Consider the following 25,966-nt stretch of genomic DNA (forward strand, 5'->3'; position numbering starts at 1 on the left):
TATTTTGGAGATGGCCTGTCCCTATTTCACCGCCTACAACCTCAACATCAATCGTATACGGACTACTTCCAATATTTCTCGGTTGTATTATGTATCATCATTGCATATATTGATTATAATATAAGAACATACGTTCTGTAAATAAGAACATATCCGAATTCAAGGTTAAGGAAGTGAAAGTATGTCATCATCCCCTTCCGCCCCATCCCCTGCGGATGAAGACCACCGATTGATTAAAAGCATGGTTGTACGCACCCTGCTGCTGGATGTGCTTGAACGGGATATTCGCACACTGGATACGTTGCAGCTCAAAATGCCAGAGGTGTACATTCTGTCTCTAACCCGCATTCAAAATGATGTACTTAAGGAAATGCTGACGCTTCGCAAACAGATGAGAACTCGTGGCGTTAAGGTTCTGGAGGAGAAACGGCAAGTTGATGGAATCGAAACCCAGTATCTGTGCAGAGGATATTTGCAGCGATTCTATATGCTATGGACGTTCGCACGGAATGAAGTCAAAAAAGAGCTTAGTCGGCATTTGGATATGGACTTGACCCAGCCGTTATAGCTGATTCATCTGCTTAATGTACCCGTCATCGTTTGAATTCACAATTCTTAGTCCACTTAGTTCGCTTACTCCTCAGAATCCTCACCCTTCTGCCTAATCGAAACAGGTTGACCCCGGAAGGCTGCGTTCATTAAGATGGAATAGACTTGTCTGTACATTCCGTTCAGACTTGTAATGAAAATGGATTCCTATAAGCAACAAGCCTGCCTGCCATTAACGGCGGACAGACTTGTTCATTGGAATTGCTTTCAACGTCTTATCAATCAAGGAGTTGTACTTCATGGACTTGAATTCGCATTTAATTAAAAATCAAAAACCCGCACATACAGGCATTGCCGCAGATGTTACCGAACTGATCGGCCAGACACCTGCCGTTAAACTGAACAGACTTATAGGTAGCGATTCCGCTGACGTATACGTCAAGCTGGAATATTTCAACCCCAGCGGCAGCGTCAAAGACCGTGCCGCTTATAACCTGATCGTTCAGGCTGAACGGGCAGGGCTGCTGCTTCCCGGCGCAACCATTATCGAACCAACCAGCGGCAATACCGGCATCGGTCTGGCGATGAATGCTGCTGCCAAGGGATATAAGGCCATTCTGATCATGCCGGACAACATGTCCAAGGAACGCATCAATATCCTGAAAGCCTATGGTGCAGATGTCGTACTTACCCCTGCTGCGGAACGAATGCCTGGTGCGATTCGTAAGGCCAAAGAACTGCAGGCCGACATTCCAGGAAGTTTCATTCCCCAGCAATTCGAGAACCAGGCGAACCCGAACATCCACCGGATCACCACGGCTCCCGAAATTTTGCAGCAGATGGAAGGCAAGCTGGACGCCTTCATTGCCACAGCGGGAACTGGCGGTACAATTACCGGAACGGGAGAAGAACTGCGCAAGCAGCTGCCGGACATTCGCATCTATGCGGTAGAGCCGAAAGGTTCACCTGTGCTGTCCGGGGGCGAGCCCGGACCCCACAAGCTCGTCGGTACAAGTCCGGGGTTTATTCCGGACATTCTGAATACCGACGTGTGGGATGCCATTATCCAGGTGTCCGATGAAGATGCACTGGATACGATGCGGCAGCTTGCTGCCCGGGAAGGGCTGCTGCTCGGCCCTTCCTCTGGCGCTTCGGTGTGGGCCTCCCTGCGCATCGCGCGGGAACTGGGGCCGGGTCACCGAGTGCTCTGCATTGCGCCCGATACCGGGGAACGGTATTTGAGCATGGGTATTTTTTAACAAAGAAAAACTCTTACACAAGTTAAAGACTCCCCTCCAAAATGAGCGCTTGATCACAGCCGGACGTTGAATCCGTAGCGTACAAGTACTTATTCTGGAAAGGAGCCAGTTAAGTTAAATATTCTAAATATAAATGTGAACTAGTGAGTCAGGGTTGTCCATTCTACACCTTCGGGAAGCAGAGCCGCAATGCGGTCTTTGGCTTCCTTTTTGCTGTACAACGATTCATCGAGAATCGCGGCGGTACCTGAATCACTGCTGGTCCGAATCAAACGTCCCAGACCTTGCTTCACGCGCAGCAACATGTATGGAAGATCGATCTCTTCATAAGGTGCAGCAGACGCTGTGCGTTTTGCATTAAATACAGGGTCCTGTGGTGGATACGGGAGCGACCAGATCATGACATTGGATAATGACGGTCCTGGAACGTCCAGACCTTCCCACAGATTGACGGAGCACAGTACACTCTCCTCATCCTCCTGGAAAGCGGCAATCAGGTCACTAATCTCCCGATCTCCCTCATACATAAAGCGTAACCCTTGAGCCTCAGGGACATGAACAATGTCCTGCTTGAATGCACGCAGCTCTTCCATCGTACGGAACAGAATCAGGGCACGACCCCCACTCTCCTGAAGCAACGTTACGGCGTCACGCAACCGATTTTCATTTTCCGGGTGACCAGGTACGGTTTCATCTGTAATCTTCATCTGCATTTTGTCCGCATAGTCATATGGAGAAGCCACGGAGAACGATACAAAATCATCAATCCCCAGACTGTCTGCCACATAACGGAATGAATTATCCACAGATAACGTTGCGGATGAGAAGACAATCGGAATGCCTGTGTTGAACACACGCTCGTTCAGAATTTCCTTCACGGTACGCGGCATGATCGATAAGGTTGTCTCGTCATCGCTCTGTTCAGCCCAGCAGATGTACCCATCTTCCTTACGGAACAACGCAAGGGCAGACTGAATCATGTCCAGATGTTCTTCCACTACACGCATCTGATAGCCGTCCAGCGAGAACAATCCGCTCTCAAATACCAATTCTTCGCCGATCGCATCCAATACGCTGGTCAGTCGTTCAATCTCCCGCAGCAACGGCGGTTCTACCCGCACTTCTTTCCGTTCCGATCCGGGAATGGCTACCGTATACGTATCCAGCAACGCGAACAGTCGCTCACTGCTCTCTATCGCTTCATCCACACGCTCGGCGAGGGATTCACGAATCTCACCTTCAAGCAGGCGAGTGACGAGTTCCTCGAAGATGCGGTGTTTCAATTTGTAGCTCAGTGCGTTCAGGGCCGCTTCTTCCAGCAAATGTCCTTCATCAAATACAACCGAGCTGTGATCAGGCAGCAATGGCAATTGTCCCTCGCGTTTGCGCGCTTCATAGGTCCACACATGCTCCATATAGTAATCATGGGAACAGATGATGATGTCCTTGGAACGGCGGTAGTGGTCACGTGATAACGTCAGACCACAGCGTTGACGTTTGGGACAAACGAAGCAATCCTGGAACGGGTCCCAGTTAATTTTATTCCACTGGCGATCATTCAGATGTGGATACTGTTTACGGTCACCATACGGATGGAAGGCCTGAAGCGTACCCGGCGTATTCACAAAATCCGGAAGGCTCTCATGCACCTCTTCGATCACCTGCGCATCCTCGTCCGCAAATCTCATCGCACTTAATTTATTCAGACAGACGTATTGGTCAGGTGATTTTCCCAGACGTGCATCCACTTCCAAGTCCAGATGTGCAGCCAGCTTCGCAATATCTCCGCCGGGCTTCACAAGCTGTTCAATCAAGGACTCATCAGCACAGGCAATCACCGCCGGTTTACCCGTATAACGTGCATAACAGACCGCGTAGAGCAGATAGACTAGTGTCTTGCCTGTCCCCACACCAGCCTCAGCCATAATGGTCTTTTTATCTCCATAGGCCCGTTCGAGCTGGTACGCCATAAAAATCTGTTCATCCCGTACCTCGAAGCCAGACTCAGGCAAAATATCGTAAAAAACATCGGCAACCCATTCCCCGAGACGGGATACAAAAGGTTCAGCCGGATCATATGCAAAAGGATAACGTTGTGTAGACAATCCTAAGTCAGCCTCCATTCTTCTATAAGTGGTGCATTTTTATCTAAAAACCGTCCATAGGGCAAAAGTTAATTATCCCACGCCATGAGGTGGGTGACAAGCTTTTTTTAATGGAAACGATGTATAGAACCGCTTTGCAGGGAAAATATATATTTGAATCCATCATAAGGAAAGGCGGTGCTCCATGAATCATCAGTCTTCACAACCTGAGCATTCCTCAGACAAGGCACCCGAGACATTAACGGATCGGCAAGGCCATCCCATCACGGACAATCAGAATGTTCGAACCGTCGGCAGTCGGGGACCGACTACGCTGGAGAATTATCATTTTCTCGAAAAGATCACTCATTTTGACCGTGAACGTACACCGGAAAGGGTTGTCCATGCCCGCGGCGCTGGCGCTCATGGCGTATTCCAGGCTTATGGAACGGCCGGGGACGAACCGGTATCGAAATACACACGTGCACGTCTGTTTCAGGAAAAAGGCAAAGAAACGCCCGTATTCGTTCGCTTCTCTACGGTTATTCATGGTGGGCATTCACCGGAGACGCTTCGGGACCCGCGCGGATTTGCTGTGAAATTCTATACCGAGGACGGCAACTGGGATCTGGTGGGCAACAATCTGAAAATCTTTTTCATTCGTGACCCACTCAAGTTCCCGGACATGGTACATGCCTTCAAGCCGGACCCGTTGACCAATGCACAGGATATGGAACGGTTTTTCGATTTCGTTTCCCTTAGTCCCGAAGCCACCCATATGATTACGTTTCTCTTCTCCCCTTGGGGAATTCCGGCCAACTATCGACAGATGCAGGGGTCGGGCGTCAATACATACAAATGGGTGAATCAGGAAGGCACAGGCGTGCTCATTAAATATCACTGGGAACCGCTCAATCAAGGGATACGCAACCTTCTCCAGAAGGACGCCAGCGATATTCAGGGGCAGAACTTTAACCATGCCACGCTCGACCTCTATCACGCCATTGAACAAGGAGATTATCCGGAATGGGAATTGTGCGTTCAGGTTATGGAGGACGGCGAGCATCCCGAACTGGATTTTGATCCGCTGGACCCGACCAAACTGTGGCCGCCAGAGCAGTTTCCATTTTTGCCTGTTGGGAAAATGACGCTAAACCGCAATCCCGAAGACTACTTCAATGAAGTGGAACAAGCAGCGTTTGGCACAGGAGTGCTGGTGGATGGACTGGATTTCTCAGATGACAAACTGCTGCAAGGCCGCACCTTCTCCTACTCGGATACCCAGCGTCACCGAGTGGGGGCCAACTATCTGCAACTGCCCGTCAATGCACCGAAAAAGCGGGTAGCCACCAATCAGAGCGGCGGGCAGATGCAATATCAGGTGGATCGTGCACCGGGGCAGAATCCGCATGTGAACTACGAACCTTCCTCCCTTGGTGGGTTAAAAGAAGCTACACCTCGCGGCCCGGAACATGAACCGTTGGTGGAAGGCAGGCTAGTGCGTGAGAAGATCGAACGTACGAATGATTTTGGTCAAGCCGGGGATACGTACCGGGCATTCGAGGATTGGGAGCGGGATGAGCTGATCAGCAATCTGGTAGATGCTTTAGCCACATGCAAACCGGATATCCGCGAGCGCATGATCTCCCATTTCACACAAGCGGATGCTGATTATGGGCGCCGGGTAGCGGAAGGACTGGCGTCCGTCTCAACGGATGACAGTGCTACGGTTCAGCCCAAGCATGAGCCCACAGTGGAACAGGCTGCCAAACGCAGTCATGAAGCAGATCCATATTAAGGACTGGCTGGTTTAGTTAAGACATTTTTAAAGGCAACGGACATGTTATATAGGAAACATATGGGCTCGTTCATTAACCCTCGGTAGCAAAGACTGCTTGCGCAGCTTGCTATCGGGGGTATTTGGCGTTTCAACCTGAGCAGCCTGTGAGCTGATCACGTGAGGCTCTTCTATTTTAAATATTTTTAAAGTTGATTTCGGATGATTAGAGGTATGGATCATGCCGTTTGCCGGGAAAAGGGGCTCTTCCTACGTTCATTTCAGATGATCCCTTGTTAAATGAGGGACATGAACTGAGCGCAGGATTATGCGCTGCTCACATGAACTTCCATTTTCAACCAGTTATACGAGGCTTGTCAGCAGGTTGAGTCCATCTGATCAAATGATTATTGATGATAACGTTTACAGCATTTACCATGAACCTGTGTCCTCTAGGACTTCATTTCCCAATTACTAAGGAGGTTTGCCTAATGAGATTATTCCCTATTACTTCTGTTCATGCATCATCCCAACGTTCGCTGAAATCGAAAATGACTCACATCTGCCTAAGTGCCGCGTTCCCTCTATTATTGCTCGGCGGTGGATCCGCTGGTGCGGCGGAATTGATCGATAGCGGACTGCAAAATTCCTCTGATTCTGTAGCTGCCTCCAGCACTGCACTCGCCACAGGTGATCTATATGTCGCTCCTGGCGGATCGGCTAGCAATCCCGGAACCCTCGCGAGTCCTACGTCACTGGCTAACGCGCTGACACAAATCGCACCGGGTAAAACAATATATCTGCGCGGCGGCACCTACAGCTTCTCGGAAACGATTACGATTGAGCGAGGCAATAGTGGTACATCGGGACAGCGCAAAAATCTGGTGGCGTACGGGTCGGAAAAGCCTGTCTTTGATTTCTCGGCCCAAACCTTCGCCTCCACCAATCGCGGTCTGCAAATGTTCGGAGACTACTGGCTCGTCAAAGGACTTGAAGTAAAGGGTGCTGGCGACAACGGTATCTTTATCGGGGGCAGTTACAACCGTCTGGAACAGATCGAAGCTCATCACAACCGGGATACTGGCATCCAGCTCGGACGTTACGCTTCGACTGCGGCAAACAGCGAATGGCCTGCCTATAACGAGATTATTCGCTCCTATTCCCATGATAACTATGACCCGGATGACGGCGAGGATGCCGACGGTTTTGCTGCCAAATTGACGGTTGGCCCGGGCAACCTGTTCGACGGTTGTATCGCTGCCTATAATGTGGACGATGGCTGGGATCTGTACAGCAAAACAGATACAGGCGCCATTGGCGTCGTGACGATCCGCAACAGCATCTCCCATCACAACGGGCAGACTTCGGATGGTACATCCACTTCCAATAGCGACGGTAACGGCTTCAAGCTGGGCGGCGAGAAAATCGCGGTGAATCACATCGTGGAGAACAGCATTGCTTTTCAAAATAAAAAGCACGGCTTCACCTATAACAGCAATCCCGGTTCCATTCAGATGAAAAACAATACATCCTGGAACAACGGGCAAAGCAACTTTGCCTTTGATGTAGGCACACATATCTTCACCAACAACCTGTCCTTCGAAGGCGGCGCCAGCGACAAAACCAGCGGAACCGACGTCAGCAGTACCAACGTCTGGTGGAAAAACAAAAAAAGCGTCAACGACAAAGGCCTGCTCGCCAGCGCAGCCGACTTTGTGTCCCTCGTGCCTTCGGTGACACGCAGTGCGGATGGAACACCTGTCCTGGGTAATTTCCTGAAGCTAGCGAACGGTAGTGATCTGATCGGCTCGGGTACACCATCGGGTACGAATATTGGGGCAAGGTAGGTTATAGTTAGACAGATGTAGGTAAATAAGTGCAGGATTAGGCACAAAATCCCCTTTCCATGCCAGCCTGATTGCTGGTGATGGATAAGGGGATTTGTGGTTTTTTGAATGACCGGGCAACCAACAGTTAATGCTGGTTGCTTATGTTTTCGAATATTTTAGAGCTGGTTTTAAAAGGTTACATCTGCCCTGCTCGCGTATAAGTTGGGTTAATCGTTTGCGCTCATGCTCTGCACAAAACCTCGATCATCAGCCTACCGCCTGTGCGGAAACCTTGCTCAAACACTGCTTCCACGTACATGGACGTTGATTGCCCAATTAAGTCTACCAATTCTTCCAATGCATCATATTCGTTCTCCGTATGCTGTGTCTTATAGTTCTGCATCAGGTCCGATATCCGGCGATTGATCTCCTGATACTCGGCGTGCTCAGGATGAATCGACTCGTCCAACCGCAGGTTTCCGTGAAACAAATCCTCGATCAGGTTTGACATGTTATCTTTCATGGTAAGGTCACCTCAGAAAGATTGTAACTCAAGGGATGAGGTGAGATGGGAATTTAGCGGGAAATGCGCTAAGTTAAATTCCTGTTCCTGTAATTATAAAATCAAAAGTGTCATCATGAGCATAAATGTTCGAAAATTATTAAAACAATAGAATCTTTAAATTAGATTATAAAACAAGAAATTGTGAACGGTGCACAACTTTGTAGGACAAGGATGTTTCGATTTTATATTTATTTGTTCAAGTTTTCTGGATCGCTCAGAAAGAAATAGTGTGACCAAAAATGTGACCACATTCAAATTTTTCTTCCCCTGTTTTGTTTTCTTAGATTTTTTGTTGGATGCTTCTTCAAAAAATATTGTCTGATATCTGAAGGTATCTCGTCAGGATTATCATTTTCATAGGCATGGTATACATTGTCCACATGTGGCCGAAAAACAATAAAAATCTCTCTATCATTGTCATAAAAGTATAAAGCATGAGAACTCCCTTTAGCACTATTTACGGAATTAAATAACATAGCTTTTGCTATATCTTTATTAACTCTAAAAGGAGAACCCCAACCAGATTCGGGCTCATGTTTTGGATTCATTTCATATTTTCTCTTAGAACGAGATAAAAAATCTCTTAAGGATTCACTATTTTCAATTGAAATAAATTCTTTTTCTGCATCTAAAACAATAATCTTAAGTAACCCGTTTGGTTCATTTCTAAGAGTGCCTACCGTTACGAATGATAACTCTTCATCGTCTTCTTCATTTTTACTATAATTGTACATTGCATTTAATAATACTTTGATTTCTTTCTGTAAATCTTCACTTCGTAAATAATTATTAATTAGTGGTTCAGAGTATATATTTGTATTACTAAAATTTGGATAGTCTAAAATTCTATCTTGGATTTTCGCCAAAAACCTATAAATGACTCTCGTTACATCAGAATTTTCATCTATAGCAGGATAATGATTTTCCAACTCATCTTGGAATTTTTTTCTAAAAATAATTTTGTTATTATTTAACTCCAATATATCAATAATATCCATTAATTCAAATAAAATAACATTATATTTCTCAGGGTACATTTCAACATCATTTTCTTCCCAGAGAAACATATTAGGATCAAGAACTGTAATATGATTCATTTCTAATTATCACCCTTAAAGTTACTAAACATTGTTAGATTCTTATTCTTACTTTGTGCTTTAACAATTGCGCGAATATCTTTGTCTAGTTGATCAAAGAAGTCTTGTGGCCAGTATTCCAAAGAACCGGAATCAGTAAGTTTTAGAACTTTATATTCTTTGTTTTCTACAAAGGTCAAATTCACTTTTTTTACATCTGAAGAACCTTCCGCAATTCTTCTTCTAAGTCTTGTAATAAGATGATCACTGTGTGTCTCCACAATAACTTTCTTTCCCGATAGAACCAGACTGTAAATAAAATCTAATAATAAACTTTGGACGTTAGGGTGTAAGTGTATCTCAGGTTGCTCTAAAATCAAGGTACTTCTGGATGGTGATACAAGTCCCTCAACAACAATTGGAAGAATCTGACTCATACCAAAGCCAACATGATTAATCGGAATCTTCTGACCTAAATCATTAAGTACTTCTATACGATACATCATCCCACTTTGAATAGGATTTACTTTTATTCTCATTGCCATTTTAAACACAGTACAAATCCAATAATTGACCGCATTTTCAAGAGTATCTCTGTCATCGTAGTACTCTATTGTACCGTTTTCATAATATTTTATCTTGTGAAATGATACAAAATTAGAAGCTTTTTGTTCTAGTATATGTGCAGCATATTCGCCTTTATTTCCAATTTTTAAAGTTGCATCATCATCATTTGTATAAAATGAACGTGGCTCGTCCCTCAAAGGGCCTAAATACGATATTTTCGAAAAATAATTAGACATTACTTTTTCCAAAAAGCTATTAGCCAAATTTGAGAAGTACTCATCGGTATAGTCCGAATCTTCATCTGAAGAGGTAGGGATACTTTCAAATGGAAAAAATTTATTGAATAATATATTAGCTTTCCATCCACCCAATTTATCAAAGAAAAGCGGAGAATTTGATCGTGTCGGATCTTTCAAGTATTGGATATATTCATCTTTGAAAAAGAGCGGACTATTAGTTACTACACTATATTTGTTTCCTCGTTCTCGTTTTAGATGTAAAAACAAGTTAAAGCTCTTTGATTCAAACTGCCAATCCACAAAAAATTCTTGTATATATAAGTTGGAATAATTATTTTCATATTTCACTTGAATCTCCAGCTTTTTTATTGCGCCTTTGTTTAATCGTTTAAAAAAAAGCGAGCTTTTCACTGGCTGAGGTATATCTTCATTAAACAGTTTTAATCCCCAATATAAATTATTTTTAGATTTCCCTTCAAAAATAATATCTTTATATTTCCCAAGAGAAACATATGGCTTATTAAGTATAAGCTTTTGCGATGTTAAACTATTTTCTAATGTTTGCTTTATCACTAGTAATAGCTGAATTAGCGAACTTTTACCTCCACTATTTGCTCCCGATATAATTGTCAACGGTTTTAAATTATAGTCATCAAGTTTTTCAATAGCTTTAAAATTTCTAACGGAAATTCTCAATTTAATGTTCCCCCACTCCTAGTTTAAGACCTCTAAATGATGAACCCAACCCATTTGTTTCAATTCTATCTCATTTTCTAAATAAACTGATTCATTAAGAACAATACAAAGTAAATCAGTTGGTCTGGTCATTGCGACATATGCAACCCGTATATGTTTTTCTACATGTTCTTCAATGCCTGAACTTTGTTGTTCTCCAATTAAATATTTAATAATGCTTTCGTTTGTTTTAGAAAAATAAAAAGTTTCCATATATAAAGTAGCTGTATGTGTTTGCCCTTTAACTCCATGAACACTCTCTATCTCAATTCTTAAGTTGTCATATTCGAACGAGTTCTCTTTTTCCTCATCAGCGGCTGTTGTTTTAATGATAGGAGTTCCATTCAGAAATTCATCTTTATAAATATCAACTTCAATGCGGAATACTCGATTTGTAACGATTGCAATAATGTACTTGAAACTAAACAGTACAGATTTCTCATTTTCTATAGATAACACTATTCTTGCAAAGTATCTATGGACTGTCTTATATAACCTCTCATCATTTTCACGTAAATACTTTAACAAAGATATGCCTGAAAAAAATTCGCCTTCGTTAGTCCTTATATCTTTTATACGTAACCACTTCAAAATTGCTAAAATGAACCTATTATAATACGCTTTAACACCTTCTTTTTTTATTACTTCTCTGTCAAGTTTAACTAAGTAACTCTGAAGTTCCGAAAACTCTTTATTCACCTTACTTCTAACCTCGAATTTTTGAAATTCGGGAAAATAACTCGTTATAGATAGCCCTTCATTTTTTGCCTTCACCATACCTACGGCTTTAAATAATGCATTCTCTCGTTCATTGAGCTTATGTCTATTAATTAACTTAGAAAAAGTTTTAAGTACATGTGATACATCATCACCTTTGTAAGTAATTATGACTGGCGAAATTAGAGCTCCATTTTGATGTTTCCTACCCTGCATTCCATAAGGATTTAACGCTATAACATCAGCAACTTTCGCTATACTCTCACTCAGTCTGTTACTATTTTTTATAAACAATGGATCTCTAGGTTTCCATGCACACCCTTTGTCATCTGATTCATAAATTGTTTGCTGTGGATCTCCGAAACACTGAAAAACTACTTTTTTAGTGTCGAATACTTTCTCTAAAACTTGTAGCTGAAGTAGGCTAGTATCCTGCATTTCGTCTACAAAAACAAATGAAAAACGTTCGGAGAAAATACTTTGTAGTTCTTTTTCAAAATTTTCCACATACCTAAAAGCAAGTCCTTGAATTTCATTGTAAGAACATATACCTTCTTTTTGAAGTTGATCAATAAGATTAATATATTCTTTATAGGCATCCGAGTCTGGATTCTTTAAAACAGTAGTCTTTTTGTTAAAGGCATTTTTTTTGATGGTGTTATCGATGTAATCCAACTCTAAAGATCGTAATAGATCATCTTTCGCCTTCGCTATTTTATTTTTGTCTGTTGAATCTTTGACTTTTTTTTCGAGTCTTCCATAAAGAAAACCACCCAGTTTGCTTCCTGAAAATGGAGGATACAATGACTTATATTTCCTCACTAATCGTGATTTATAATCTTCAGGTTCAAAGACCCTTGAAATCCTTGAAGAGTGGTACTGAACAAATGCTGGATTTGCTAAGAATTTGCTAATAAATGAATGAATTGTCCCTACAAAATTTGGATAAGAGAGTAAAGCATTAGCTTTGTCTCCTAGCCGCTCTTTAATCTCGTCAATCGCAATGTTGGTATGAGTTAAAATACATATTCCTTTATTATTTTTTAGGGGTAAATGTCGTGTTAGAATTAATAACTTAGCAAGTAGTATCGTGGTTTTTCCACTTCCTGGGCACGCGACTATATCTCTACTTTCCATACATCTTATTACATTCAATCTCGGAACATCAAAACTATTAGATATATTTAGAATTCCAGCAGCGTATTCAATGTCTTCATCTGTTATGGCTAACATGTTCATTACCCTAAGCTCCTGTCACATAATCTATAGCATCAACTAAGTACTTTAGATAAATGTCTCTCCTGATAGTTTCTAATTCCTCCATAGTGGACCTACGCTCTTTCAAAATTTCGGAAAAGCATTGGGCTACTACAGCTTTGGAAATATTTTTCTTTAGCACTACATCTCTAACTATGTTTGAAGCTAGCATGAAGGAGTCGTAAGTGCTCCATTCACTAATCCGTGTCTCAGCTGCAGTTAAATAGTCGCTAATCTTTTTGTATTCTTTCGCTTCTTTTCCCTCTGTTAATGCTTTATCTTGATTAATGTAATCCTTTGCCATGAGAATTGAAGCAAATAGTTCCTTTTTTAAGCAACTACAGGCTATATCGAATTCTAAAGTCCACTCATGACTAATATAAGCTTTTATATTACCGTCACTATACTTAAGTTGCTTATCAACTTTAATAGCTTGGGATTTCCTATCAGGAATAGTGATGATATTACCAGAATCCTTATCAACTCTTGATACTGCTTCGTCGCAATCGGTAACAACTGCAACTGGTAATTGCATCATCGGCTCTATTTGTCTAGCGAATATTTTTGAATATCTCAGCAATGCAGTACTCCCAACGTTAACAACGGAAACTCCATTCTTTGCAAAAGATTTTCCGAGCTTATCAGCTAATGTAGGTAGCAATAAGTTCTCTGCATCCCCCTCAACGATTATAACTCCTTTAGCAAAGAAAAAATTGGCTTTTGTGGAGTCAAGGAATCTTTCTAAAAATTTATAGTCTCCTTTATGTAACTTAGTATTACCTTCAGCTAAAGAAAAAGCTTTCCCTTCAGTAAAGAAAATTAAATTATTTAATTTGATAACTGATACTAATGTGACACTATGAGTTGTCAGAAGTATCTGCATCGGAGAAGTATTGCTTTCACTTAATTCTTGAAGATAGTCTATTACCCTTATCTGAGCCTGAGGATGTAAGTGAGCCTCAATTTCCTCTATTAATGCAAGATTTATTCCCTCAGTTTTTTCAATTTGTAAAAGTAGCAACTCAGCCGCAATATAAAGTTGATTAAGGGAACCTAGGCCTGACTTCATAGTAACGAGCAAAAGATCAATCTTTTCTAATATCATTTTCAAGTTAACTGCCGCTATCTCTATATTTGAACGTAAAAAATTTTTATTATCAGAGAATCTAGACAAATACACATTAATAGATTTTAGAATCTTTTTTTCATCATTGGACAGTTCATCCTCGTTAAAGTAATCCTTGATTTTCTTATTAGCATCTCTAATAATTTCAACCAATCTATGGTCCTCACCCGTAGAAAACTCGGGATGTGCATATAAAATTTGAGACAATCGTGAATTCCTTTTTGCTGCCAGTTCATTTTCTGCATCTCTCAAAGGTTTAAGATAAACCGTTCTAAGTAAATCTCGTGCTCTACTATGTATAATTTGTCCTTCACTATCACTTCCTGCATGCACATCATCAATTAATATCTTTCCCTTTACATCCTTTTTGGCAGTTAGGAAAACACGAAGGTTATATTGTTTACTTGAATCAATAGTGATCCACTCTAAGAAATCCTTTGCTTGGTTCACAGAAAAACCTTTAAAAATGCATTCAATTTTCAATTCACTAGAGTCATTGTGAAAATCTTCTTTTTCGAGTCTGGAGTACTCTCGACTTTGGGTTAACAATACAAACTTAATTGCATCGACCACTGTCGATTTTCCAGCATCATTTTCACCAATAAGAACATTAAGACCATTGTTTAATACGAGAACCAATCCCGGCTCACCGTTGGTTCCTTCACCAAATTTTCGAAAGTTTGTAATTCTGACTTCTGAAAGAAACATTGAAAACCACCTCTCACTAAACACTTCTTCAGTGATTAATCAATTCGACTTATTCCGTCATTTTCCTTTTTTCTAAAGAAAAACACTGGAAAATAACAAACTATATAAAATAAGTAAGATCAAGCAAAAGAAATCTACATTATCCTCCTCATTATTTTGTCATGGACGGTTGTATTAATGATTTTATCTCTTGTTTTGTATCAACGGCGGTTGAAGGATGAGTAGCTAATATAAAAATACCTTTTCTTACCAATTTGTAATAAAATTCCGATGAATGCAATCATCAAATGGATGATAATATTAGAGAAAGCAAAACCCGACTGAAACAGACAGATTATCGAGACAATGTTGAATTCGTCATAAGTTAACTCCTTTCATATATCAAAGAAACCTTCGTTATCGTTTTCGAAAGAACTACAAAAATAAACAAGCCTGCGACACTAATGGAAAAGCTTGTTCATTACAACTCAAGAATACATTATCAATCAATTATTAAGATCAAGCGTTAGTTACACTCATTGCTCTCCTCTGAAGGTGTATATTCCTGGAGTTTCCCTTCGACGAGCAGTAATGCTAATAATATCGGTTTCATTCATCCCCTTTTCAACGGTTAAATATGTTTTTAATCCCTCTTCAAGGTTTTTCATATCCTTTTTATGCGTGCCATACCATGTGACAAAAACTATGACTACTAATGTGATTAAATCAATGATCCTTTAGAAAATTCATCTCTTTTCACCCTAACGTTATCCTATATTCCCGAAATCTTTAATACGCTCAATCTATTGTACAAAATCGCAAACACGTTGAATCTTCTTTCTTGTAAAGTTCAGTTAAAACATTCGCCTCTTCCTGCCATTCGGGGCCATACTGTAAAAGGTACTCTGTGAACCATTCATAGTAGGACGGGGTGATTGGAAGCAACAGGATCAATCTTTGATACATCTTCATCACACAGGGATCGGCAAAAAGAAATGTGTGAGCTCAACATTGATCGCTTCTAGTAAATGATCAGAGTCGTTCGTATGATCTATCTCGAATATGAGTTGATTGGACAGAGAGTCTACTGCTTCCCGCTTCGTTATTAACTCTGCCTGATCTAACTTCGACCAATCTTGATTAATTAACTGATGCAGTTCACTCACTGTCTTTTGTACAGTCAAGGTTATCGTCCGTTCTCTTCATTAAATTCAGTCTATTTCTCACGACATCTAATAAATTGACAATTCTCTCTTTTTCCTTTGGGTGCTCCTGAAGGTAATTTTCGCTGTAAATGACTAAATAGTTATAAAATTCATCATATTCCATGACTGCCATTACATCTTCATCATATGCTGGCGGCTCTCCAATAAAACACACTTTCTGATTACCGATATACTCTTCCTCTTCTGGATATGATAGGATGAAAATTGTACCTCCACTGGACCTGAACCATAACCATGTCTCTCATGATCTCCGAAGTATGTTAAAGCTCTCGGAAAATCAATAATCCAGAAATAAGATTCGACTAATCTATCTATTTCAGTTTTTGTTGTCAATAATTTATACATCATCTATCTCTTCCTAAACATTAATCGGAATGCAGGATCAAAATGCTTTATGTTCCCTTTGTCGTAATTTAGAAGTTAGTCTTTGGGATTTTTATAACACCAATCCGGGTCGTACGGTAAAGATTTCAGTTTTTGTATGTCCTCCCGGCTGTATACCCAATCATTGTCCGCAATCCAAAAATAATCATCAGGATTCAACTTGAGATATTCATAAATAAAATGAAGTATTAACTCTTGATTACCATAGATATCCTCAATGTGCCCGACTTGGCATAGTGATACGTTAGGATCTAAACCTAAATCTTCGTGATAATAAAATTCAGTACTTAGGCTACTAATGCTGTGAATATGGAAAATCAATGAGGATTCATTGTCCCCTGTAAATGACTTATGATTAATATTCAGCGTTGTATACAAAAATTCTCCTTCATTTGTATATGTTTTATTGTTATAGAAATAAAGAGCTGCGTCCGAATGAAAAGCTGCAACAATAGTATCAGCTAGAAGCTGCTCTGGAGAATATTTATCTTTCTTTGTTAGGATAACCGCTGAAGTTCCCATTTTCATTTCTCCCTATTCCGAAGTGCAGTTTATCTGGTGAGACCACATTCTATGCAAGTTCGAGCATAAAATCTATTCCTTAAACAAACTATTATCTTGCAACCGTTTTATAGCTTCTTCACCCACCAGAATATTTGGCTGTTCTGGCGTGCCGATATTGATGCTTTTTAATTGAATGATGGACTCATTCCATACTGGGTAGCCCCATGAGTTTCTGTAAAGAGATTACGCAACAATCGTTACATACCTTATACAATCGCGTTAAAAGGTGCATGACCTGTTTCAGCATTCCTTAATAAGGTTGGTTTTCTAAAACGTAAACTAGTTTCCAATTTGAATATAGCGGCATCTCCTTCAATTTCCACAAAAGATACATTAATCCATATGGGGGCTTTTGGAAAAAGCCCTCCTAAAACCCCAACAACATCTTCTAACAATAGTTTTTTACCACCAATATTCTCTTTAGATAACACAAGACGTTTCATCATTTCATCACCACCATCTAACATTTTCCCACGTTCTTCGACAGGCTCTATGACAAATTTAACTATATCTCTCGAAATGTTTCTAGCCTGTTTTATCTCATCAACTGCTTTAGATAAATTTGTTGAAAAAATCTCCTCATTCATTTGAGTAATCAAAATATCTCCTCCCACTATTTCAATTTAGTTGACTGTACTTTCTTTAATTTCCCTAAATCAACATAACCGTTGCTCGTTACTTCTAATTGATATATCTCTAACCAAGCGTTTTCTGTCTTTATTCCAGCACTATTAAATATTTGCTCATATTTTTTGGCTTGCTCAGTCGTTGGAGTATAGTGTCCTGATTCATTTGTTATTCTTCTAACATTTCCATTTGCATCGACTTTTAGTTTTCCAGCAGCTTGAACATCAGCTCCATTAGCTAAATGAGAATGTCCTCGTCCAACCTTTAAGTTACCATTTACATCTATGACGAAGTCAACCTCTTTAATTCCATCTCGAATCTTAACTTGACCATTCTCCAAAACATATTCAAAACCCTTTCCTTGCTGAATCTCATTTGGATATCTGTTTTCAATTATTTGAGCAGGTCTAACATCACCCGTCCCCTTAATATTACTACCTTTCCTCGCTTCAGCCGCTTCCAAATTCTTTTTAATCTTTGCCACAGCTGGATGAGAAGAAGGCAAGCGAAACGGACCTTTGCGACCTGGCATACTTCCGCGAACCATCTGAAAAGCCATAAAGATCTGGCTGAACTTCAGAGAAGTCAGCATCATCTGAGCATACCTATCGGATACAGGCTCGCCTGTGAAAGGATGAATTCCATTTTCAAAGGCTTTGATCTGCATCGCATAAATATCTTCCCCTGGCGTTTCAGCATCCGTAGCTTGCATCCGATTAAAATCCAAATGCCCCTTATCCTTCTGATATGCCTGCAGGGCTGCCTGATCCGTAACGCCATTCTCGTTCACAGGCATCCACATCAGCTTCCCATACACATTGACTTGTGCCATCCGGTAGCCTTTATCCTCCGAACCCGAATCATTTCCCAAGGCCTTCATCATTGCTCCCACACCCACAGCGCCAGCAGCACTACCCAGGCTCACCTTCTGAGCATCAGCATCCTCAAAACGCGTGGCAATATCCTTCAGTTCCTTAGAGGTGTTCACCATACTTTCCAGTGCTTTATCCAGTACAGGGCGCGACTGCTCAAACTCATAATAGAATCGCTCCTGCGTCGCCCCCGCCCACATCACCTGAATAGACATGATCTGTCGTGTCAGTTCAATGCGGATATGCTCCAATTGTTGTCTCGCCCGATCCACCTGATTGGATACGTGATGTAGTTGCTCAGGTGTAACTTTGATTGTACTCATCCGTTTTCACCGCTCATCTAAGATATGATCAACCTATGTTAGCAGAAGTATTATCACAATACATCCTGCTATCTTCCTGATTTCACTTGATGAATCCACGCTCAGAATGATTTTCATCCGAACTATGGTCCCATAAAATCTCTCCGATCCCAAATATATGGAGATCCTTCGGTTATGACAGTTCTCACTACGGTACACTCGCAGGCAATACAATGACAAACAACTGGACTGAGGCTATTGATTTGGACGGTGATCGTATCGTAGATGATGCTTGGGCCTATTCCTGGGTTTATGAAGCCCCTAGTACTCCGGTGAGTATTAACCTCCAAGCCTTGTTACCGCACCACAACTAACAATACAATAATTCCGAGACAAATCAGCCAGCTTACTGGGTGACCGAAATTTAATCCCCAGCCGACTCCGAACCTTTTCTCGACCATTAGGCTTGGATCTTTGCGATTGAAATAAATCATACCTAATAGCCATTTATCATCATCATGGACAGGTCTGACATTGGAGGAATCGTCAGATCGCTCCAAGCGGCTTCCGCCCTGACCAGCCCAGAACGATAAGGCGAAGGCGTATAGGATGATAAAAGCTATTATAATTAGGATAATGGGGATAGCGAAATTGATGTTAAGCAGAGATATCATGTTTAGTTGCACGACGGAAAACAGGATAACTATTAAGAAGCTTGCTGTAATCATAAAATATGACCAAGTACGGCGGAATGTTACGTCTTGTCTGATGGAACGGTTAGGATCAGTGGGTTGAACCTGATGCTTCACTCTGCGAATACTCCAATTCTCAAATATGAACAAAAGTGTTATGAACACTTGCAGTATCGTAGGCATAAACACAGAACTATAAGATTTAGCTGCATAGCGGTCTACGTTCCAACTGCTGTTGAAATGGATCGGAATCTGATCAGGAATAAGATCGTAGTTGCGTAGCACAGTTAGAATACTAACACCAATAATTAAAAAATGAATGAGGAACCAATTACTAGACAAGCCAATGTTTCTTTTCCGAAATTCAGTGTCCACTGCAATGATCGATGGTTCCGGAGCAATAGGCAGCATAGGTAGTAAACTTTTCATTTTGAAATGATAGCTAATGTTTATGACTAGGGAGATTACGACCATGGTGAGTGAATAAGTGACAATGATCCAACTTTGTTGCTTGGAATGTTCAACGTATATTAGGCAGATGATGCAAACAATGAATAGAATGGTATGTAAGGTAGCACTAATCCTAGCATATGACTTCCGCATCTGGCGCAGAGGCTCACTGTGGAATTGTGCAGCGCTGACGGTGACCCCAAAACTAATCGTCTCTCTTGTTAAATAAGGCAGGCTTACCATGAGTACAATGGTAGGTACAAATACAAAGATCATTACCATAACAGGCATTATCGTTATATCATTCGCCTCCTCTTATACATAAGTGTGTATTCGAAAACTCTATAACCCTTATAGCATAGGGGAATCATCACTATGCCTTTTTGCGTATGATTATCCTATTAAATTAGGATAGGTAATCGACTTGAACATAAATTAAATATAATCGCTTTTAGTGACTACAGGGGCGAAATTAACAATTTATCCAGATTTTTTGTTACGTAGAGTTACTCATCTGACAACTGCAAGATGTTCATCAAATCCATCGCTGTAAAACTAGCTATTTCTCCTCTGAATATATAAATACATAATTACTCTCATCCGACTTCTCTTCTGAGAAAACAAAACCTAACCGATCAAAACTTCTAATATCCTTCACATCTGTAATTTTACGCTCTGCCATATATCGTACCATCTCACCTCTGGCCATCTTGGCCCGGGTTGCCTTTTCAACAATCTTCCCGTCGACCATTTGTCCAAATACACAAGTGATAAATCGGGTTTCCTCGCTCAGAAAAGGCGTGATGTTTTTGCTATACTCTTTTGAAGCCAAATTCAGGATACAGTCGCTTTCCGATTGAAGCTGATCTGCCAATTTGCTGCCCCAGAACTGATAAAGGGACTTGAACCCCGGACCTTGAAACTTGCCCTGCATCTCCAACCGATAAGGGGTAACCCCATCCAATGGCCGTAACATGCCATAAAAACCGGATAATATGCGTACATGCTGCTGAAGATACTCCAGTTCCTCATTTTGGAAAACACCCGTAGCCATATATTGATACTGAATACCCTCATAGGCATAGATGGCTGGCGTAAGATTTGCTTTTATATTCATATTCCGAATCCGCTCCACGTTCTGTTCGGCGATTGCATCGTTACACTTCCACATCGCTTTGAGTTCGTCATAGGATAACTTTTGAAGCAGACTCAACAGCTGTTCTGACTCGTTTATAAATTGCGGCATCTGCGCAATAGCCATAAGATCGGTATCGATCTTCATCTTTTTGGCGGGTGATATGATAATTCTCATCGTGCTGATCCATCCTTAATCTACCGTTGTTTTTGTCGTTATTCATTGTACAGGATTGGCTAGGTGAATCCAATATCTAGGCTTAACTAAATCCTTCATGGTGCCTTTGAAATGACTCAAAAATGAACAAGTCAGCCCACGATTGGACCGGCTTGTTCATTAGAATTCAACACATTAAATTGTTGAAAAAGTAAGGCGTGCATTTCAAACCGCTAATTAGGGAGATACGCTCCCCGCGCTGCTATTTTGCTCTGTTTTTGTAGTCGGCAATTGAATCATTGGAGTATTTGATCCACTTACATAGGGAAGTGCTCCATCCCATTTCTTGATGGTTTCATATTCAACGAGTTGACTCGATAATGATTGTTGAAGCTCTTTGTTTGCTTTAGCTTGACCTTCTGCTTCGATCAATAGTTTGTCTGCGTTACCTTGCGCTTCCACGCGCTTACGATCTGCTTCTTTCTTGGCGATCTCAAGTTCAGTTGTTTTACGTTCCAGTTCTTGTGAAGCTTCGACACGCTTATCGATTGCCTCCTGAGTCTTGGCATCAGGTTGAGGAACACCTACGGTAACGTTGGATACAATAAAGCCTAACTCTTTAACGTCATCAGAAAAACGTTGTTGAACATCCACTCCTGCTTCGGATGACTTTTCACCATAAACATCAATGACTGTAAACTTAGAAATACCTTTACGAGCTGCGTCGCGGAAACGTGTTTTGAGATATGTATCCTCAATTTCTTGAATGCTAATTGGCCCAAATGTATTGAATATAGAAGATACTTTACTTGGTTCTACTTGGTAGTTGTAAGCAAAATCGATTGTGATGTTTTTCCCGTCAGAAGTAGCAATCTGAATATCTCTGTATTCAACCGTTTGAATTCGGATCGGATATTTCGTTACTTTATCAAACGCTCCAACTAGTTTCCACCCTTGACTCAATGTACTGTCTTTTACGCCTCCATTTGGTGAATAAACGACCCCAACATATCCATTAGGAATTCGTGTTAAAAAAAAGGTCACCAGTAACACTCCCACAATAATAACTACTGCAACCGCAATAGCCCCTACTTTAAACGTCTTTGAATTTTCCATCACCATTCTCCTCTTGTTTGAATTTATTGTATTTCTTCAGCAGTCTACCACCTATTTTATTGAATAGCGGGAACATTAATGACCATAGAATAAATGCTAGGATAAAGATTAAAATGATTCCCCCAATAAATGGCATATTCGTCCTCCCCTCTATGGATGTAACCGAGTACAAATTTATAAATAGCAACTAATTATATCCTCCTTTATATATACTTTGTAAAATCGTATTCGGTTTCAAGGATATTCAGACACCATTCCAATATCCTTCTTTGCTGTCAATTGAAAAGAGGGACATAATAATACGGAAGATTTCCCCAATCCCCTCGCCTGCACAATCAAAATATAAAAGAAACCCCGGTAGCACGTCTGCATTCAGCAGCGTACAGCCGAGGTTCATCATTATCATTTCAAATAATACATTATTTATCTCTACTTAAACTCACCTAGTAAAATCATGCTGCCCAATCGTCAGTAATGTTGGTCTGCTCTTACTCCACAACGAAGTCGCAATTTTCGGATTATAATAATAAAGTGCTCCGTGTGTTGGATCAGTGCCATTCAAAGCTTTACGAGCTGCCTGATAGGAAGTCTGGGTTGGCTTTGTATTAAACTGTCCATCGTCTATGGCCGTGAACTGCCCTTTTTGGAAAATCACTTTTGGAATTGATGAAGGGAATGCATTCGAATGGACTCGGTTCAAGACGACCGCGCCTACAGCAACCTGTCCTTCAAAGGACTCTCCGCGTGCTTCCCCATGAATCAGCTTCGCGAGCTGGCGCAGCGTGTTACCTTGGGCTGCAGCCTTCTTGTTCAGTCTGTTCAGTGTTGCCGGGCCTGCAATCCCATCCGCACTCAGCCCCTGAGCCTGTTGGAACTTACGGACAGCGCCTTTGGTGAGAGACCCATAATACCCCGTCAATCCAGCTTTAAAATACCCCAGTTCGTTTAATTGCTCCTGCAATTGCAGCACATGTTCACCGCGAACGCCCTGTTCCAGCTTCTGTGCTCCGGCAGGCGGAGCTGCCATCGTGAGACCGAGAGCCATTGCGAAGGCACCGAGAAGCACACTGACTCGTCCTGCTCTTTTGCCAGCCTTTCTCCCTCTGCGATGGGTGATTTTCCGGCTGATGGTAATAGGTTCCATGTGGCCAGTGCTTGTGTGCAAATCATGCAGATCAAGCCTCTCATCCCCGTTATCTAATCTAAACTCTTCATCTAGGCTGTAGATATAGCTCGTCATCTTCATCTGTTTCATTTCTTTCATCTCTTTAACAGGAGTAAGATCAATCACATCATATCTCCCGTTTATCTCACTTATCTTATCGTTGCCATTATAGCTGTACATTACATTCATACCGACATTATCAGTCACACGTACTACTTCACACACGCCATTCTGTCCACTCATCATATGCTTTTCATTCATTTTATTCTTCTCATTCATCATATTCTTTTCAATCATTTCACACGTTTGATCCATTTCAATTTTGTTCTTCATCATTCCATTAACCTCCACTTTTCTGAATCCAGATCCCACTTCTTCCCCCTGAATCCTCACGGCCCTACATCCCGAGTGTCATTATAGGATATAGAAAAAGTGACGTCTATCGGACCGATGGCGCAGGCGAAAATCCACTCTAAACACAGCAAAAAGAGACATGAGCCCATGGTCACGCCATAGTCATGCCTCTTCTTGTATCAACCTTCTGCCGCTTATCCACCCCGTTATAGTCGTAGGCAGGCAGACCCGCACAAAAGTTGCGTTGTATTTATTGACATTTATTCGGCCAGCTCCAGACCCTTGGTTTCCCGGCCCAGGAACAGCACAGCCGCAGCGCCAATGAGGATGGTCACGAAGAAAATCGTGAAAATTAGGCTGATTGCGACTTCACGCTGAACCAACATACCAACCATTAATGGAGCAAGCACGCCCCCAATCCGGCCTACCGATGTAGCAAGACCCACACCTGTTGAACGAACGGAAGTGGGGTACAATTCCGGACTGTATGCGTACAGACCGCCCCAAGCTCCCAGATTGAAGAAGGAAAGACAGATACCTGCGGTCAGGATCGTCGCTTCCGTTGTTGCCAGTCCAAAAGCAATCGCACTTACTGCTGTCAATGTAAGATAAACGACAAGTACAAATTTGCGGCCAAACCGCTCAATGAAGTACGCCGCCGTGAAGTAACCTGGCAGCTGTGCGATCGTCATAATCAGCACGTACTGGAAGCTTTTGACCAACGTAAAGCCTTTTGCCATAACAACCGATGGCAACCATAAGAACATGCCATAATAAGAGAAAATGACGGTAAACCACAAGATCCAGAGCATCAACGTTGTGCGGCGATGCGGTGCCGACCAAACCGTCGCTACCTTTTCGCGGAACGTGATTTTCTTAATCTTGGTATTGTTCTTGTAACGAGGCGGGTCCTGAATGGCACGGCGCAGATACAGCGCATAGAACGCTGGAACGGCACCAATGGCAAAAGCAATTCTCCAGCCATATTCCGGGATAACAAAGTTGGCAATGAGTGCCGATACAATCCAGCCACCTGCCCAGAAACTCTCCAGCAGTACAACTGCACGTCCACGTTCTGCCGTAGGCATCGACTCCGATACCAATGTAGATGCCACGGGCAGCTCTCCGCCGAGGCCGATACCTGCAATCAGACGCAGTACACACAATACAGCGAATCCGGTGGCCAAGGCTGACAGACCGCTCGCGATCGTAAAGATCAGTAGGGTCCACATCAAAATGGCCTTTCGGCCGAAACGGTCCGCAAGTGCCCCCGCAAGCAATGCACCGAGCGCCATACCGATGGAGTTGATACTCGTAAGCACCCCGACTTGTCCAGGGCTGAGACTCCATTCCTTGGCGAGTGCAGCCACGATGAAGGAAATCATGCCGACTTCCATGGCATCAAACAGCCAGCTCATGCCGGCACTGAACAGCAGCTTGCGCTGCTTGGGATTCCGCAATACTTCCAGTTTGCTCATGTCTTATAGCTCCCTTGATCTCTATGTAGTCATTCTGACACTAAACCATTATTATGCAGAATGATCCAGAAATCAATGTAAAATACGCATATCCGTTGATCTTCTTCCTATACCTTACCCCTTGAGTGAACCCGCTGTCAGACCTGCTACAAAATAACGCTGGAGCAGAATGAACAGCACGATCATCGGAATGGCAGTAACCAGTACACCGGTGAGCATCATTGGATAGTTCGTCACGTATTCCCCGCGGAACTGCATGAGTGCGAGTGGTAACGTTAGCTTGGACTTACTGCTGAGCATCAGCATTGGAATGAGCAGATCATTCCACACCATAACGAGCAGGAACGTGGCTGTAGCTGCCAGAGAAGGTGCGGCGAGTGGTAGGGCAATCCGTGTATAGAGCCTCCACTCGCTTGCTCCATCCATACTGCCCGCTTCCAGTATTTCCGCATTCAGCATACGCATGAAGCCCGTAAGCATAAATACGGAGACCGGCATTAACATCGCTGCTGATACTACTATGAGTCCTGTCAGACTGTCCGACCATCCGAGCGTACGTGTCAGAGAATAGATCGGCAGCATGCTCACTTGGGAAGGAACGATCAGACCTGCAACGAACAAAGCAAACACAATTTTGCCCACACTGCCACCCCAGCGAACAATGGCATAAGCAATCATGCTGCTGAGCAACAACTCAATCGCAACGGTACCCAGCGTTACGACCAGACTGTTCCCGAAATACTGCCACATCGGCTGGTTGCGGAACATGCCAGTGAGATTGTCCCATGTAAACGGGTCCGGCCAGCTAAATGGACTGATGAAGAAGTTGCTGCTCGTTTTGAACGATGACACAAATACAAAGTACAGCGGCACAAGAATTAACAGGGCGTACACCAATAGGATCAGTCGATTGAACCATTTTAAAAGCATAGGAACCCCCTCCCTTCTTCTTTAAGTCTTTTAGGTCTGCTCAGGCAT

General features: G+C 42.1%; 19 protein-coding genes and 2 pseudogenes. 4 read left to right on the plus strand and 17 right to left on the minus strand.

Annotated features, from left to right (window positions below; translation table 11 throughout):
- Positions 1-181 precede the first annotated feature (181 nt).
- Both BUA17_RS24685 and cysK read left to right on the plus strand, forming a co-directional pair.
- Positions 182-568, plus strand: a complete 387-nt coding sequence (locus BUA17_RS24685) for a YhjD family protein (protein WP_064636668.1) — start codon at positions 182-184, stop codon at positions 566-568.
- Between the two features lie 280 nt (positions 569-848).
- Complete coding sequence (cysK, locus tag BUA17_RS24690) at positions 849-1,808, plus strand: cysteine synthase A (RefSeq protein ID WP_211754060.1); 960 nt, start codon at positions 849-851, stop codon at positions 1,806-1,808.
- Between the two features lie 140 nt (positions 1,809-1,948).
- Here cysK and BUA17_RS24695 read toward each other — a convergent pair whose 3' ends face one another.
- Entirely contained in the window at positions 1,949-3,913 is a 1,965-nt protein-coding gene (locus tag BUA17_RS24695; protein ID WP_244552221.1) for an ATP-dependent DNA helicase, read from the minus strand.
- A gap of 184 nt (positions 3,914-4,097) precedes the next feature.
- On the opposite strand from BUA17_RS24695, the gene BUA17_RS24700 reads away from it, so the two are divergent.
- Together BUA17_RS24700 and BUA17_RS24705 are read left to right on the plus strand one after the other, a co-directional pair.
- Entirely contained in the window at positions 4,098-5,690 is a 1,593-nt protein-coding gene (locus BUA17_RS24700; RefSeq protein WP_072735324.1) for a catalase, read from the plus strand.
- A gap of 470 nt (positions 5,691-6,160) precedes the next feature.
- The gene (locus BUA17_RS24705) at positions 6,161-7,516 is read left to right on the plus strand and encodes a right-handed parallel beta-helix repeat-containing protein (RefSeq protein WP_139295728.1); all 1,356 of its coding nucleotides are present in this window, start codon (positions 6,161-6,163) and stop codon (positions 7,514-7,516) included.
- 223 nt (positions 7,517-7,739) lie between these two features.
- Here the strand turns inward: BUA17_RS24705 and BUA17_RS24710 are convergent, their stop codons facing one another.
- The 16 genes and pseudogenes from BUA17_RS24710 to BUA17_RS24805 all read right to left on the minus strand — a co-directional run bounded on the left by BUA17_RS24710 (position 7,740) and on the right by BUA17_RS24805 (position 25,918).
- Positions 7,740-8,021 (minus strand): DUF6809 family protein, encoded by a 282-nt coding sequence (locus tag BUA17_RS24710; RefSeq protein ID WP_083584854.1) that lies wholly within the window; start codon positions 8,019-8,021, stop codon positions 7,740-7,742.
- Between the two features lie 293 nt (positions 8,022-8,314).
- Positions 8,315-9,160, minus strand: a complete 846-nt coding sequence (locus tag BUA17_RS24715; protein WP_072735325.1) for a hypothetical protein — start codon at positions 9,158-9,160, stop codon at positions 8,315-8,317.
- Between the two features lie 2 nt (positions 9,161-9,162).
- Positions 9,163-10,641 (minus strand): DUF3696 domain-containing protein, encoded by a 1,479-nt coding sequence (locus BUA17_RS24720; RefSeq protein ID WP_072735326.1) that lies wholly within the window; start codon positions 10,639-10,641, stop codon positions 9,163-9,165.
- Positions 10,642-10,659: 18 nt separating this feature from the next.
- Positions 10,660-12,636, minus strand: a complete 1,977-nt coding sequence (locus tag BUA17_RS24725; RefSeq protein WP_072735327.1) for a UvrD-helicase domain-containing protein — start codon at positions 12,634-12,636, stop codon at positions 10,660-10,662.
- A 4-nt stretch (positions 12,637-12,640) separates the two neighbouring features.
- Positions 12,641-14,488 carry an ATP-dependent nuclease gene (locus BUA17_RS24730; protein WP_072735328.1) on the minus strand — a complete coding sequence of 616 codons (1,848 nt, stop codon included), beginning with the start codon at positions 14,486-14,488 and terminating at the stop codon, positions 12,641-12,643.
- Between the two features lie 950 nt (positions 14,489-15,438).
- Entirely contained in the window at positions 15,439-15,651 is a 213-nt protein-coding gene (locus BUA17_RS24735) for a hypothetical protein (protein WP_139295729.1), read from the minus strand.
- A gap of 462 nt (positions 15,652-16,113) precedes the next feature.
- On the minus strand, positions 16,114-16,599 hold the full coding sequence (locus BUA17_RS24750; RefSeq protein WP_072735332.1) for a hypothetical protein: 486 nt from the start codon (positions 16,597-16,599) through the stop codon (positions 16,114-16,116).
- 248 nt (positions 16,600-16,847) lie between these two features.
- The gene (locus tag BUA17_RS24755) at positions 16,848-17,228 is read right to left on the minus strand and encodes a hypothetical protein (RefSeq protein WP_072735397.1); all 381 of its coding nucleotides are present in this window, start codon (positions 17,226-17,228) and stop codon (positions 16,848-16,850) included.
- A gap of 26 nt (positions 17,229-17,254) precedes the next feature.
- Positions 17,255-17,662, minus strand: a pseudogene (locus tag BUA17_RS31780) (hypothetical protein); the annotation flags it as partial.
- 540 nt (positions 17,663-18,202) lie between these two features.
- Positions 18,203-18,463 (minus strand): annotated as a pseudogene (locus BUA17_RS31785) (WXG100 family type VII secretion target); the annotation flags it as partial.
- Between the two features lie 335 nt (positions 18,464-18,798).
- On the minus strand, positions 18,799-19,476 hold the full coding sequence (locus tag BUA17_RS31480) for a DUF1648 domain-containing protein (protein WP_211754061.1): 678 nt from the start codon (positions 19,474-19,476) through the stop codon (positions 18,799-18,801).
- 667 nt (positions 19,477-20,143) lie between these two features.
- Complete coding sequence (gene yaaA, locus BUA17_RS24780) at positions 20,144-20,896, minus strand: peroxide stress protein YaaA (RefSeq protein WP_072735334.1); 753 nt, start codon at positions 20,894-20,896, stop codon at positions 20,144-20,146.
- Between the two features lie 216 nt (positions 20,897-21,112).
- A complete protein-coding gene (locus tag BUA17_RS24785) occupies positions 21,113-21,991 on the minus strand; it encodes a prohibitin family protein (RefSeq protein WP_083584859.1) in 879 nt (292 codons plus the stop codon).
- A gap of 439 nt (positions 21,992-22,430) precedes the next feature.
- On the minus strand, positions 22,431-23,492 hold the full coding sequence (locus BUA17_RS24795; RefSeq protein ID WP_244552222.1) for a cell wall hydrolase: 1,062 nt from the start codon (positions 23,490-23,492) through the stop codon (positions 22,431-22,433).
- A gap of 278 nt (positions 23,493-23,770) precedes the next feature.
- Positions 23,771-24,988: an MFS transporter gene (locus tag BUA17_RS24800; RefSeq protein WP_063565627.1), complete on the minus strand. Its 1,218-nt coding sequence runs from the start codon at positions 24,986-24,988 to the stop codon at positions 23,771-23,773.
- Between the two features lie 114 nt (positions 24,989-25,102).
- Positions 25,103-25,918 carry a carbohydrate ABC transporter permease gene (locus BUA17_RS24805; RefSeq protein ID WP_072735337.1) on the minus strand — a complete coding sequence of 272 codons (816 nt, stop codon included), beginning with the start codon at positions 25,916-25,918 and terminating at the stop codon, positions 25,103-25,105.
- Positions 25,919-25,966 lie beyond the last annotated feature (48 nt).

Origin of the sequence: Paenibacillus sp. ov031 (assembly GCF_900143165.1) — a bacterium.
GTDB lineage: Bacteria > Bacillota > Bacilli > Paenibacillales > Paenibacillaceae > Paenibacillus > Paenibacillus marchantiae.

What these genes read in the sequence shown, in the direction of transcription:
- BUA17_RS24685 (WP_064636668.1), top strand. Translation starts at nt 182, where the DNA reads ATGTCATCATCCCCTTCCGCCCCATCCCCTGCGGATGAAGACCACCGA.
- BUA17_RS24785 (WP_083584859.1), bottom strand. Translation starts at nt 21,991, where the DNA reads ATGGAAAATTCAAAGACGTTTAAAGTAGGGGCTATTGCGGTTGCAGTA.
- BUA17_RS24805 (WP_072735337.1), bottom strand. Translation starts at nt 25,918, where the DNA reads ATGCTTTTAAAATGGTTCAATCGACTGATCCTATTGGTGTACGCCCTG.
- BUA17_RS24800 (WP_063565627.1), bottom strand. Translation starts at nt 24,988, where the DNA reads ATGAGCAAACTGGAAGTATTGCGGAATCCCAAGCAGCGCAAGCTGCTG.
- BUA17_RS24795 (WP_244552222.1), bottom strand. Translation starts at nt 23,492, where the DNA reads ATGATGAAGAACAAAATTGAAATGGATCAAACGTGTGAAATGATTGAA.
- BUA17_RS24750 (WP_072735332.1), bottom strand. Translation starts at nt 16,599, where the DNA reads ATGGGAACTTCAGCGGTTATCCTAACAAAGAAAGATAAATATTCTCCA.
- cysK (WP_211754060.1), top strand. Translation starts at nt 849, where the DNA reads ATGGACTTGAATTCGCATTTAATTAAAAATCAAAAACCCGCACATACA.
- BUA17_RS24755 (WP_072735397.1), bottom strand. Translation starts at nt 17,228, where the DNA reads ATGAATGAGGAGATTTTTTCAACAAATTTATCTAAAGCAGTTGATGAG.
- BUA17_RS24700 (WP_072735324.1), top strand. Translation starts at nt 4,098, where the DNA reads ATGAATCATCAGTCTTCACAACCTGAGCATTCCTCAGACAAGGCACCC.
- BUA17_RS24705 (WP_139295728.1), top strand. Translation starts at nt 6,161, where the DNA reads ATGAGATTATTCCCTATTACTTCTGTTCATGCATCATCCCAACGTTCG.
- BUA17_RS24715 (WP_072735325.1), bottom strand. Translation starts at nt 9,160, where the DNA reads ATGAATCATATTACAGTTCTTGATCCTAATATGTTTCTCTGGGAAGAA.
- BUA17_RS24730 (WP_072735328.1), bottom strand. Translation starts at nt 14,488, where the DNA reads ATGTTTCTTTCAGAAGTCAGAATTACAAACTTTCGAAAATTTGGTGAA.
- yaaA (WP_072735334.1), bottom strand. Translation starts at nt 20,896, where the DNA reads ATGAGAATTATCATATCACCCGCCAAAAAGATGAAGATCGATACCGAT.
- BUA17_RS24710 (WP_083584854.1), bottom strand. Translation starts at nt 8,021, where the DNA reads ATGAAAGATAACATGTCAAACCTGATCGAGGATTTGTTTCACGGAAAC.
- BUA17_RS24725 (WP_072735327.1), bottom strand. Translation starts at nt 12,636, where the DNA reads ATGAACATGTTAGCCATAACAGATGAAGACATTGAATACGCTGCTGGA.